Origin of the sequence: Nostoc sp., from assembly GCF_036917355.1 — a bacterium.
Lineage (GTDB): Bacteria > Cyanobacteriota > Cyanobacteriia > Cyanobacteriales > Nostocaceae > Nostoc.
The window spans coordinates 73,429-85,730 of record NZ_JBALDP010000016.1 but is presented as its reverse complement, the minus strand read 5'-3'; the positions used below and the strand labels follow the sequence as shown (position 1 = coordinate 85,730).

At 41.3% G+C, this 12,302-nt stretch carries 10 protein-coding genes; 3 read left to right on the top strand and 7 right to left on the bottom strand.

Going from position 1 to position 12,302, the window contains the following annotated elements; genetic code table 11:
* Positions 1–362: 362 nt before the first annotated feature.
* Complete coding sequence (locus V7K53_RS04875) at positions 363–728, bottom strand: STAS domain-containing protein (RefSeq protein WP_084227153.1); 366 nt, start codon at positions 726–728, stop codon at positions 363–365.
* A 188-nt stretch (positions 729–916) separates the two neighbouring features.
* Positions 917–2,080 (bottom strand): glutamine-hydrolyzing carbamoyl-phosphate synthase small subunit, encoded by a 1,164-nt coding sequence (gene carA / locus V7K53_RS04870; protein ID WP_335196501.1) that lies wholly within the window; start codon positions 2,078–2,080, stop codon positions 917–919.
* 267 nt (positions 2,081–2,347) lie between these two features.
* Here carA and V7K53_RS04865 point away from each other — a divergent pair, with 267 nt between their 5' ends.
* Positions 2,348–3,388 carry a retropepsin-like aspartic protease family protein gene (locus V7K53_RS04865; RefSeq protein ID WP_335196500.1) on the top strand — a complete coding sequence of 347 codons (1,041 nt, stop codon included), beginning with the start codon at positions 2,348–2,350 and terminating at the stop codon, positions 3,386–3,388.
* Here the strand turns inward: V7K53_RS04865 and trpD are convergent.
* Together trpD and V7K53_RS04855 are read right to left on the bottom strand one after the other, a co-directional pair.
* Positions 3,318–4,385, bottom strand: a complete 1,068-nt coding sequence (trpD, locus tag V7K53_RS04860; protein WP_335196499.1) for an anthranilate phosphoribosyltransferase — start codon at positions 4,383–4,385, stop codon at positions 3,318–3,320. The two genes, V7K53_RS04865 and trpD, sit on opposite strands and share 71 nt — an antisense overlap.
* Before the next feature lie 80 nt (positions 4,386–4,465).
* Complete coding sequence (locus V7K53_RS04855) at positions 4,466–5,347, bottom strand: DNA adenine methylase (protein WP_335196498.1); 882 nt, start codon at positions 5,345–5,347, stop codon at positions 4,466–4,468.
* A 482-nt stretch (positions 5,348–5,829) separates the two neighbouring features.
* On the opposite strand from V7K53_RS04855, the gene V7K53_RS04850 reads away from it, so the two are divergent.
* Positions 5,830–6,303 (top strand): hypothetical protein, encoded by a 474-nt coding sequence (locus tag V7K53_RS04850; protein WP_335196497.1) that lies wholly within the window; start codon positions 5,830–5,832, stop codon positions 6,301–6,303.
* Positions 6,304–6,771: 468 nt separating this feature from the next.
* Positions 6,772–6,951, top strand: a complete 180-nt coding sequence (locus V7K53_RS04845; protein ID WP_109008463.1) for a high light inducible protein — start codon at positions 6,772–6,774, stop codon at positions 6,949–6,951.
* A 102-nt stretch (positions 6,952–7,053) separates the two neighbouring features.
* Here the strand turns inward: V7K53_RS04845 and V7K53_RS04840 are convergent, their stop codons facing one another.
* The 3 genes from V7K53_RS04840 to V7K53_RS04830 all read right to left on the bottom strand — a co-directional run bounded on the left by V7K53_RS04840 (position 7,054) and on the right by V7K53_RS04830 (position 12,287).
* Positions 7,054–8,145 carry a hypothetical protein gene (locus tag V7K53_RS04840; RefSeq protein WP_335196496.1) on the bottom strand — a complete coding sequence of 364 codons (1,092 nt, stop codon included), beginning with the start codon at positions 8,143–8,145 and terminating at the stop codon, positions 7,054–7,056.
* Positions 8,146–8,265: 120 nt separating this feature from the next.
* Positions 8,266–11,241, bottom strand: a complete 2,976-nt coding sequence (locus V7K53_RS04835) for a molecular chaperone (protein ID WP_335196495.1) — start codon at positions 11,239–11,241, stop codon at positions 8,266–8,268.
* Positions 11,242–11,477: 236 nt separating this feature from the next.
* Positions 11,478–12,287 carry an Rpn family recombination-promoting nuclease/putative transposase gene (locus V7K53_RS04830; RefSeq protein ID WP_335196494.1) on the bottom strand — a complete coding sequence of 270 codons (810 nt, stop codon included), beginning with the start codon at positions 12,285–12,287 and terminating at the stop codon, positions 11,478–11,480.
* Positions 12,288–12,302: the final 15 nt, after the last annotated feature.

Below are 12,302 nucleotides of genomic sequence, written 5' to 3'. Positions count from 1 at the left end.
GGGTAAAATTTTGACATCAAATTCACCCTTTCACTTGATAGCATTGTCATGCTTACTGAGTAAACGACAAATTTTAACTATACAGCATCGAGTCAAGTCTATCTATAAACAAATCTGCTGGCTTTGTATTTCTTACAAATATCTCAGACTTGATTATTTATTTAATATTCTAGCCAACGATTACATACCCAAAAGTTGGGTGTTTATATTTTTAGTTATTACTCAACTTTAAACATAATAGCTCAACTGGCTTTATGCCTCTCCCACAAGGAGAGAGGTTTTCTGCCAGAAGTTTTAAAAATTAAGCTATCCGATATTGAATCTGGATAGCTAAATTTAACTCTCAGATCGAGCAATCAAGACTACTTGACGTTTTCTAGAGCATCTTCAACTGATTTTTGCAGGGAGAGAAACTTCTCTAGGCGAACAAGCTTGACCGTTTGAGTTACGCGGGCATTTGTAACAATTTGCAAAGTGCCATCGGCAGTTTGAGCCTGCTTGGCTAGCTGTACCAGAGCACCCAAGCCAGAGCTATCAACAAAATCAATTTGTGAGAGATCCAAAATAATGTGCTTAGGACCCTCGTCTATCTTGCTGCCAAGTGTCTTGCGAAATGTCGGCTCAGAAAAAGCATCTAACAAACCTGTGAGGCGGAATAGCTGACAGTTATCCCGGACTTCACGAGTGCCCCTCAGGCTAACGGTTAGATTCAGTGGCTCAGCAATAATTCCCTCCTCATGAGTTAAAGTGAACGCTCAAGTATAGATGGTTTTTGAGCAAGTTGTCTACAATCTCCTGGAATAAGGGATTGGGCATCCCTTCGGCTTACCTCGGCACAAGTCGCTCAGGGCAAGTGGGCATTGGGCATTGGAAAATTCTTTCCTAGTCCCCATTTTCCATTCCCCATTCCCTATTTTTACCTCACCTCTGCCACGGCTTGACGTGCTGTTCGCATGGCTTGAACAAATTGCTCAAACAAATAATCAGCATCGTGTGGGCCAGGACTAGCTTCTGGGTGATACTGTACGGAGAAGACAGGTAGAGATTTGTGCCGTACCCCGGCAATGGTGCGATCGTTTAAATTTAGGTGGCTAATTTCCACAACTGCTGTAGGTAAAGAATCTGGATCAATAGCAAAACTATGGTTTTGGCTAGTAATTTCTACCCGTTGTTGTAAACCGGCAGGCTGATTCAAACCACGATGACCAAATTTGAGTTTATAGGTTTCTGCCCCTAGTGCATGACCTAAAATTTGGTGTCCCATACAAATACCAAAGATGGGTTTTTCACTTAACAGGAGTGCTTTGGCAGTTGCAATCCCTTCAGTGACGGCAGCTGGGTCGCCAGGCCCATTAGAAAGAAACACACCATCTGGATTGTAGTTGAGGATTTCCTCTGGTGGTGTATCAGCGGGTACAACAATTACCCGACAACCATAACTTACTAATCGACGTAAGATATTGCGTTTAACGCCAAAGTCAAGGGCAACAACGGTAAAGGCTTCCCCAAGATTTTCCCCAGCATCAGAGTTAAATTCCCAAGCTGGAATTGTGGGATCGGACCATTCATAAGCCGTTGGGGTGGTGACTTCACGAACCAGATTCAATCCTGCCATGTTGGGAGATGCTAGTACCTGCTCTAGCAATTCCGCTTCATCGAGAATGGTTGTAGAAATGCCACCGTTCATCGCTCCGAACATCCGAATTTTGCGGGTGAGGGCGCGGGTATCAATGCCGTAAATCCCTGGTATTTGGTTTTGTTTGAGGTAGTCAGGTAAAGATTGTGTCGATCGCCAGTTACTCGGACGCTGACAAATATTCCGGGCGATCGCACCCCGCACTTGGGGCCCATCTGATTCTTCATCTTCAGCATTGACGCCAGTATTCCCCAATTCAGGATAAGTAAAAATAACTATCTGACCGCGGTAACTAGGATCGGTCAAGACTTCTTGATAGCCAGTCATGCCAGTGTTGAACACCACTTCTCCGATCGCGGTTCCCGTCGCACCAAAAGACCAACCGCGATAAGTGGTTCCATCTGCTAGGACAAGTAAAGCTGGTATTGAGTCAGTCAGGGGCATAGGTGATAGGATTGGGGATTGGGCATGGGGCACTTGTACTGAGCGACTTGCCTTGAGCGAAGTCGAAAGGAGTCGAAGTATTGGGCATGGGGCATTGGGAAAACTCTTTTTTGTCCTCTATTCCCCATTCCCTATTCCTTAATACTGCGATTGTTAATTATCCCATGAGTTGAGCAATTGGGAGTTTTTAAGATAGTTAATTAAAATTAAAAGGGAATTAAAGTAGCGGGAGTGGATTTGGCAAAGCTTGGGCAGTTAAAATTAATTATGCTTCAGTCTTTTTTATCCCGTGCAACCCTAATTTTTGTATCAAGCGCTCTAGCGGTTTTGTGTGTTGCCTGTAGTGAAGACAAACAGAACACTGCGATTGTTGGCAACGAGCAACCAACACCAGTTGGGGATCTTGCATCAAGAAAGCCTACCGTTGAACCAGTAAGACCAGCAGCTAGCCCAGAAGCGCAGCCGCTAGATCCGTTTGAAAGTGAACCAAGTCTTTTTGAGATCGGACGAGACAAAGCTGTTGGCGCTTGGAGTATCAGCCAATCGGCTCAATCTCCAGATGATTGGAAATTGGTGGCGAGTCAGTATCAGGAGGCGATCGCGCTGATGCAAAAAATACGGCGAAAAAGCCCAGAATTTGCGATCGCTCAAACCAAAATTACAGAATATCGCCGCCAAGTTAAATATGCCCAACAGCAAGCTAATCCTCGCCCTGTTGCAGTTAGAGAACCTCAGAAAATAGTCGTTGTTGTTCCTCAGAGAGAAACTACGCCAAAGTTCACTTTACCTCCTATACAAGCAAAACCGTTATCACCAGAGCCAGCTTTGCCTTCATCAGCAGTGGTGATTCCCGATGAAGCAGTATTCACAGCGCCGATAAAAAGGCGAATTGGTGGCACGCCAATTGTGGAAGTCACGTTTAATGGCCAGCAACAATTTGAGATGATTGTCGATACGGGAGCAAGTGGTACTGTCATCACCCAAGATATGGCTAATGCTTTGGGAATCGTCACAGTGGGAAAAGCTAAGGCAAATACCGCGAGTTCCAGAGCGGTAGAATTTCCTGTGGGCTATGTGAATTCGATGGCAGTTGGCGGGGTAATAGTGAATAAAATACCAGTAGCGATCGCAGGTGCGGAACTAGAAACTGGACTTCTAGGACATGACTTTTTTGGTAACTACGATGTCACCATTAAGCGTAATGTGGTAGAGTTTCGCCCGCAATTGCGATCGCAAATCAATTCCCCAGAAACTCCACTAACTCCTCCAACTTCGTCCAAGCAGCCCCACTTTGTAGGATATCCTTAGCGATTTTAATACCCTCGGCGTGATCGAGGAAGGCGATCGTACCTGCGACTTGTAGCGCCAACGACGCATTCAACGCTACAGCATCTTGTTGCGCCTGAGTTCCCTTACCTTGGAGTACAGCCTTGAGAATCTCCGCATTCTCTTGGACATCGCCACCCCGAAGCATACCTATGGAAGCAGGTGTTAAATCCAAATCTAGGGGATTAATAGTAGTTAACTGCACTTCCCCGTCTGATAACACCGCCAAATCAGTTTCATCTCCTAACCCAGCCTCATCAAGTTTTTCTCGCCCGTGTAGCACAATCGCCTTTTCCTTGCCCAAATTCTGTAAAGCTTCGGCAACTGTTGCCAAAAGTTTGGGAGTAAATAAGCCCACTACCTGGCCAGTTGGACGCAAGGGATTTACTAACGGCCCGAGCAAATTAAAAATTGTTCGCACTTTCAAAGTCCGCCGTAATGACGCAACCGCCTTGAGTGCTGGATGCCAACCAGGGGCAAACAAGAAAGTGATCCCGACTTCTTGTAATGCGGCTTGTACTTTTTCACTAGAGGCATTTAAGTTTACACCCAAGGCTTCCAATACATCTGCACTTCCTGTGAGACTTGATGCTGAACGATTGCCATGTTTGGCGACAGGTACGCCAGATGCTGCGGCGACAAACGCAACGGCTGTAGAAATATTAAAGGTTGACGATCCATCTCCACCAGTGCCACAGGTGTCAATAACAGTGCTAAGTGTTGATTTTTGAGGGCTGAGTGGGGAACATTGAGATTGTAATACCTCCGCCATACCGGTCAACTCGTCGGCAGAAATGCCTCTAAAGTTCAGCGCTGTTAATATAGCCCCTGATAACTCTGGGGGAACCGCTTCACTGAGCCAACCTTGCATCAATTCAGCAGATTGAGTGCGAGACAAAGATTGGCCATCTATTAATTGTTGCAGCAGGATATACCAGCTAGCAGAGGATTCTTGAGCAGGGATTGGGGAAGTTATCATAGCTAAGGTTTGTATGTTGTAGCTATATTGAGAGCTATGGGGTTATCCTACCGGAAAATTGGAAGCTATCAAAGTTAGGTTTAAATCTCAAGACTTAATTGCAAAGCTGGATTAGCAAGATCCTGAACTTGTGATTTTTTCTCTAAAAAAAGTTTAACTTCGTAGTTAGTAATGAATAATTCTTTTCCTTTAGCAGCACCACTTTGCTTATAGTTATTCATCCCATACTGTAATTCCCACTCTGAGATATTAGCCCATTGAAAATTTTCTCGAATGTGCAGTGAGTCGTCGTAGGTAATTAACCAGCGATGATGACATTGTTGCAAAAGGTTAGCAAATCTCTGGTGTTCAAAAGAAGTGTGCAAGTCACCGTCTTTACCGTATAGTTTTGATTTAGTAGCACTAAAATATGGGGGATCTAAAAATAAAAATACATGTTCTCCTTCTGATTTTAATAAGTGGCTGTAATCCAAATTAGTAATTTGGATATTTTTTGATAAGATATTTTCTAACTTTTCGAGTCGTTCTATTGAAGAATCAGTAAATCTTTTATGGAAAGCTTCTTGGGAAAAACCACCTGATTCTACAGTTCCAGAAAAAGTAATTCTATTGAGGACGAAAAAACGAACGGCTCTTTCTAAATCAGATAATTTATTGACATCTACACTGGTCAATTCTAAAAATAATAATTTGCCATCTGTATATTTGAGTTTAATATGTCGAATTTCTTTAACTAACTGAGCTATATCAGATTGAGAAATTTTCCAGAATAAGAAGAGTTCACGATTTAAATCGTTAATCCAAATCTTGATATCGGGAAACTTTTGTCTTAAATAAATGAATACAGAACCACCACCTACAAAAGGTTCTCGGAATTCCGAAAAGCTTTCTGGTAAATATTCAGATATTTGATTTATTGCTTTCGACTTACCGCCAGGATATCGGAGAGGACTTTTGAACATAAAAGTAATTTTATGGCTTAATAATATATTTAATTATTTAAATATTTAGAAAAAAGACAACTGATTACTTGATGTATAATAACCAGTTATATCAATTGGAAGAAATACGGAATTTTGCAGTTTAATCCACCTAGTGGTGGTAGTATTTCCACTAATCACAGTGTAATTGCCTATTTGGGGATGTTAGAGTGCGGTTTTTCTGTCTAATCATCCGAATTAGCGGTATTAGACCGATAAAACCAGTCTAATAAATAGTTTGGCTGCGACAAAATCTGAATGGTGGGAAATCCTATATTTATTCCAGCCAGAGCAAAATTTTGTTGCAACTGGCTGACATCTGACAGCAGCCAAGAGAGTTAACCGTTTCATGTAGCGGTTGCGCTTGAGCCACTCTTTAAGCTTTTGTGTCACGCCTCAAATGGAGAATCTTAATGTTTAGTTATTAGAGCGAGGCAAGAAAAATGCAAAATAAATCTGCTCAAATGAAGAATATTTTCAAGGTAATGGCCGTAATTTTGGTCATACTGGGTATCTACACTGCTCAGTCTGCTATGGCCAGCGATCAGACTTTCACAAAGGCCAGTCTTCAGGGAAATTATGCCTATGTCAACAACAGTGCTAATGTTGCCAGCTTAGGACCGATAACCTTCGATGGAAAAGGTGGACTAACTGTGGATCTCATAGCGAACTTACCGTGTGGCAATCCCATTCCTAATTGTTCTAGAAACATTAACGATCTTCCCCTAGTGGCGAATGGAACTTATTCGGTAGCAACAAATGGTACAGGTGTTGCTACGATCCCTTTCTCTACCGGCACGGTTAAATATAATTTTATAATCTCCGAAACTGAGAAAAAAGGAAGAATACTCCTAGCAACTCAGGTTTTTGCGATTGGTCAAAAAGGAGGATTGGCTGGGCAGTTAATCGCTCCTACATGGAGTCGGGTATCAGACTAAGGATGGAGCAAGCATAGCTGAGTAGAGTGGACAAGACTGAAGCCTTGTCCACTCTAACGGTTTTTGTGACACTGATATATCCTCTTGTTGCTGTGCTGTTAGCTGTTGATTTTTTCTGTTGCCTTTCCTACTATTTTCACGTAATTTACGTAATTTCTCAGTTTCACTGCTGGCTTTTATTGTTGGCTGAGTTTCAAAACGTGTTTCTGATGACAGATTGTTGTCGATCCTCAGATGTCTTTTGACCACGACGACTGCTTTTCTTCAACTCTGCTATTAAATTGTACAGTGACTTTTTATTTGTCGCTGTACATAAGCGATCGCAAACTATCCAAAATAAAAAATACGTACCCGTAATATTTGCCTATAAATTTTATCTAGAGTTTATGTTGCAATTTCGTAAAAGTCTGTTACATTACTTTACAGGCAGTTATAACTGTTACAACATAAAAGCTCGGAGTATTATTTATGGCAGACGTTAAGAAGACTACGGCTTCGGTTCCAGAAGATCCTAATGCTTTACGCTGGGGCTTCACTCCTCAGAGCGAAAATTGGAACGGTCGTTTTGCAATGATTGGTTTTTTATCTGCCGTTGCGCTTGAAGTGTTTTCTGGCCAAGGGATTTTACACTTCTGGGGCATTCTCTAAATTTAAACGTTTTTAGCTTCATTAGATTATGAGGCAAGGCGGGGATTAGTAAAATTGTCTGCCTTGCCTCATAATCTCAAGAATTAGAAAATTTGCCAGGAACTACCGTGATGAGCGAAATATTACACGGCCCGGAGATTCTTCTTGATTAATTCGCGCATATACTCGAAGACAAGTTAAGACTTCGCCAGGAATACCACCACAGTCTAGTTGTAAGTCATCCTTGGATGAAGCACAGATATCTGCATAAAGTCCTGATAATTGGCGAATTCGCACTTCATTTCCTGCATTAATAGCTTCGTCAGCAACTTTCTTCAGGATGCGCCGTGATTCATGTTGTAGCTTTCCCCACCAAGAATAGCGTTCAGCCGGTGGAACGAATACTAAGGAATGTATCGCTTCGTCCATGTCAATCCAAGCACGGAGAATTGACAGGGGATCGGTGTTTTTTTCTGCTTTTTGGGTGCGTTGGAAGCGATCGCTTAAAGCATCAATATATTGATCGCGCTGTTCTGGTTTGGAGTATAAGGAAACGACATCGAAGCTAAAAACGCTCTTTAAAGCGTGATGTAAATCTGGATCTATTTCGATAAAATTCATATATAAAAATAGGAATGCTGCTGGTAAATCAGATGCATTGCCTTGAGTAGCTAGAGGATTTGAAAGTGCTTGTTGATATAAGCACAATCCCTGAGTTTGAACAGTTCCACTAAGTCCAGGGTAGATAATTTCGTCGCGGATAAAGGGAAGCTGAAAAAGGTTAGAATTATCTGCGATCGCACCAACTTCTTGAGCTAAATCTAAAGTGCGCGATCGCCAAGTTGCCGCCAAATCCTCTGGGACTCGTAGCAGTTTGCGTTGAATCTCATTCCACAAGTCTGAGTCTGTTTGGCTTTGCAGTTGGGAATTACCCAGATAATAACTGAGTTCTGAGTCAGAATTAAAAGCTTCTCGAAGGTGATTTAGTTTTAACTCATCTTGTGTATCTTCCCAACCAGTATTTTGCTGTGGGGGTGCAGGTTGTAAGAGGTTATGAAGTTCTTGCAGCACATCATCACATATTTTAGATCCTGGATCTAGTGGTAATTCTGTGCGAGCTTGATTCAAAGTAGCTTCTAGTCCATACAAACTAAACCGCAGTAATCGGGCTAACTCTGAGTTTTCTATCTCTAATAATTGACGCAAGTGCTGCATGAATATCACCTCCAAATATTACCTGTATGTGATTCGTAGCGAATTAAGCTTGACAAACTTCTGCGCCCTTTTTCGTTTAAAAATATTAATTTTTTTTAACGCAGAGGTTAAATGCAAGAGTTAATGTATGCCGCAAAATGGATCGCGTTCTTTGTCAACTTCATTAGGTTGCAATTCTAATTCAGCACGATAAACACATCCTTCTTCTTTCAGGCATTCTTGATTTTGTGATGTCCAGTAAGGGACTTCACCAGCGTGCATCCTTAGAATACCTCGATCGTCGAGAGTTACACGATATTGACAAGGATAATCTGTTGTCACATCTGGTTTACTGAGTGCGCCAATTCTTATCCATTTTTTGCTGTTGGTTTCGGCATCTGTTTGATAAACATAGAAGGTGTGCTGGCCAGTTTGTGGGAATGGAGGTAAGGGATTACTAATTAACCCAATTCCTGGTTGCGTCACCCCATCGCGCAAATAATGAAATTTGTGAAACATTTTACTACCATCATTTCCAACTTCAAATACAAGATGATAGGCATCTGGTTGATCGACAGTTGCTGACTCAATCACATTGACGGCAATATCACCATCATTTAAGTCTTTATTGAAGCGTTCTACAGCAATATTCCAGTTTAATTTACCATCAGCAAATAGCGCTGATGTTTCTGAAACTACCGATTCTAAATCAATGCCAGAAATATCAATCAAATAATGGGGATTTCCTTGACAAAGCAATACGTTAAATTCGAGGGTTTGGTCAATCTCAAACTGAACTTTAATTTTTTTCAGAAACTCTGCTTCTTGCATCTCCAGTTGATTCATGAGGTTTTTGCCGTCAAAGCTTCCCCATAGTCGTAAATCTCCTTCTTCGTAATCTTGACGGTAAATAATATTAGTTAATTGTATGCCTTGCCAATGAGTACGAACTTTAGCAACAGTTTCCCAAGGTGCGAGTTGATAGAGTTCTTGTCCGGCTTTGAATATAGTTAGTAAATCGTTGCTTTGGGTTTTGCGTTTGAAGTTGCAGGGCAAATAATAAAACAGGTTTTTGACATCAATTTCTAGCTGGTTGGCTCCCTTACGCAACAAGCTTTTAGACTCTTCTGGATCGAATCTCAATCTTCGTAACTTTTCGGCATAGCAAGCCCCGGCGGATGTGGCTAGCTTGGTAAATTCCAATACAAAGGTAATGCGTTCTGGATTCCAAACAAAATATGGAGATTTACTAAATTCTTGGTAGATTTGGCGCTGCACTACGTCTAAATTACAAGTTTTACCAGATAAAATTAACCAATCAACTTTTTGGGAATTCCAAGAATCTTTGGTGAGATCGTCGGGGCGCAAACGACTTTCCATTAATCCTTTGGCAATTCCGATCGCTTCTTTAATTCCCGAAGCGGCGGCTCGTTCAAATTGCTGGTTATCTAAGGTGATGCAGATGTTATTTGGATCTTTGACTTGTAATTTAACAGCGCTTTGGGTAAGCAATTCGGAAATTTGCTGCTCAGAAAGTGTGAAGGTTAATAGAGAATTCTCTGTTGGTGGCTTTTGCCCAAGTTTCAGTTTAGCTGCTTCTGCATAATCCCAGAGAATATAAAAAGATTGCAGACGTTGTGGTGCTTGTTGCCAACGGGTGGGTAATACTTTCTCGGCAGTGTCAAGAGCATCTTTATAAGAAATATCACCTTCAGGATTCTCTCTATCCAGACATTTTAAAAGACTGCCAGTTTTAAATTTGCCTTGTTCTAAAAAGCGCTCGTTTAACTCCGAGTTAATTAAATCTTCTAGCTTTTCATTTTCTAGATCGCCTATTGTGACTGCTGTCAATAAAAAGTCTGCGATCGCAACTTTTAATAATCTAAAAATTCGAAGTGTAATTAACTCACCACCTAGCTGTAAATGACCAGATGAACCTAATAGTTTGGGAGTAAGTTTATAGTAACGTCCTCCTAAACCTCGGTCTTCATAATCTGCAAAATTAGGAGTTTTATCTTCTAAAGTCAGTTCAATTAAAGCTAAGTCTGTGGTTCCGCCGCCGATATCCAAGACGAGGACATTTTGTGACCATTTGTTTCCTACTTGGCGACAACGGGTTTTAAATGACTCGATGCCAATGTTGAGATTACCACCAAATTCTCTCCATAAAAAGAATATTGCTACAGAAACGGCTTCATCATAAGCAGTTTGTACATCATCGATTCCCAACTGCTCAACTAATTCCCTAACTTCTTTACGAACAACAGGTGGGGCGACTGTTGGGTAGGTAACAACTGCTGTTAAAAAGTCTCCCTCAGAAAATCTGCGTCGTGCGTGTTGGCGGTAGTCTTCAGTTAACTCGATTAAATGCGCCCAAGCAGATTGAATCAGTTGGTTGGCAGTAATTGTTTCTTCTTCGCCATCCAAAATAACTGAAAACGATCGCTCCTGACCAAAATAGCGTTTGGGTGAATGGTGAAATCTGCTGATAATTTCCTTTAAAGAACCGCTTGTACCTTGAGCGATCGCTTTTTTTCGGTTATCTCTAGCTTCTCTTCCCATCCGCAGTTTTAAATCCCCTAAGTGCGAAATTTCCGACTCGCTGGGAATTTCCGTATCGCGGCGATCGATATCTAGCACAACTGGGATCAGATTTTGCGACTCTAGAGTAGGGACGCGGAACACCTCATGATAAATTTGGTAAAGTTTTTTGCTGACAGCACGGCGGAATCTCTCACTGTTTCCTAAAGAAAGTTCAATTTGGCGAATTGCTTCCAAAAATCGCTCTTTATTATCACTTTCAAAAACTTCACTCAATCGGCTGGGTTCTATCTCCAAATTTTTGCTAATTTCTGTGATAAATTTTGCCCAATCATCAGCACTGACATCTGGTAAAGCTACAGAGGCGGGAGAACTTAGCCATTGCGATAAGCGATCGCGCAACCGCATTTCTTGTTCTTTGGGTAAAATTTCTGCGATCGGTACTTCAATTGGATCAAAAAGTGTGACTGTCGAATTCGACGTACCAAAATCTAAAGCAAACCATCCGGGAAATCTTTTTTGTTGTTTCTCGCTTGGTTCGCGATCGCTATAGTTATTCAATTGGAAAGGGTTCATTATAGTATTCACTATCTGTTGTTTATTTTATAGCTGGCTAAAAACTTTAGTGTCACATCATAAAATGACAAATTTATAAAGTCTTGATGTTAAAAACTTTTAATTTTTGGTCTTGTACCACTGATTTTATTTAGCACAGGCTTTTTTATTTGGCACGATATCTACGCCTACGCTTTTATATGAAAGGACGTAGGCGTAGCTCAAACTAGGCATTGCTATGAAAATTACGGTAGTTACTAAGTTGATGTTGAAGACTCTTGCTCAGTTGCAAGTCTTACTTGTTCGATAGTTAAATCAAGTAACTGGGCAACCTCTTCCATCGACATACCACGAGCTAAGAACCGAGATACAAGTTCAAGTTTTAGTTCTTCTCGTCCTTCTTCTCGTCCCTCTTGTTTAGCTTCTTGATAAACCCTAGTTTCTTCTAACTTAACTCCTAACATTGCTTCTACCTCTTCACGACTTAAGTTTGCGAATTTATAAACTGCAATTGTTGTGATTACATCTATTATCTCCTTCTTAGCCAAGACAGTTATCTGCTCTTGTTGCACTCGCTCAATTAAACGTTTCGCATCCTGAAGCATTTGAGTCTCTGAGGCAATAGTCAACTGCATCAAACTGATACCTACTTTGTACTCATCAGGACTACCTAACTCATCTAAATAAATTCGTTGTACTTGAGAACTGTTCAGTAACGATCTATGAATAGTGGTGTTTTCCGGTTCCAAGCTGCGAGACTGTAAAATAATTACCCCGTACCAGTCATCGTAAAGCGACGGGTTGCGATACATATACAGCATGGATTCTGAGAAAAAGCGATGGTACAGTAAGTCATCCTTTTGGAATTGTACCTCAGCAAAAAAGATCGTCTGAGATGTTGCATCCGGTGGAGGTAAAAATACCCCATCAATCCGAAATGTAGGTTCTTTAACTTCTACTGATTCAAAGCGATAGCTAGCAGCTTCAGGTGGTGGCTGTTCTACTAACTCGAAAAATAATCCTGGGACACGCTTGAAAATTGTATAAAAAATCGCATCACGTCTCACAAATACATCCTCATA

Bases quoted from the DNA above. Each gene is read 5' to 3' on its own strand.
- V7K53_RS04855 (WP_335196498.1), bottom strand. From the start codon at position 5,347: ATGTTCAAAAGTCCTCTCCGATATCCTGGCGGTAAGTCGAAAGCAATA.
- carA (WP_335196501.1), bottom strand. From the start codon at position 2,080: ATGCCCCTGACTGACTCAATACCAGCTTTACTTGTCCTAGCAGATGGA.
- trpD (WP_335196499.1), bottom strand. From the start codon at position 4,385: ATGATAACTTCCCCAATCCCTGCTCAAGAATCCTCTGCTAGCTGGTAT.
- V7K53_RS04865 (WP_335196500.1), top strand. From the start codon at position 2,348: ATGCTTCAGTCTTTTTTATCCCGTGCAACCCTAATTTTTGTATCAAGC.
- V7K53_RS04835 (WP_335196495.1), bottom strand. From the start codon at position 11,241: ATGAACCCTTTCCAATTGAATAACTATAGCGATCGCGAACCAAGCGAG.
- V7K53_RS04850 (WP_335196497.1), top strand. From the start codon at position 5,830: ATGAAGAATATTTTCAAGGTAATGGCCGTAATTTTGGTCATACTGGGT.
- V7K53_RS04845 (WP_109008463.1), top strand. From the start codon at position 6,772: ATGGCAGACGTTAAGAAGACTACGGCTTCGGTTCCAGAAGATCCTAAT.
- V7K53_RS04840 (WP_335196496.1), bottom strand. From the start codon at position 8,145: ATGCAGCACTTGCGTCAATTATTAGAGATAGAAAACTCAGAGTTAGCC.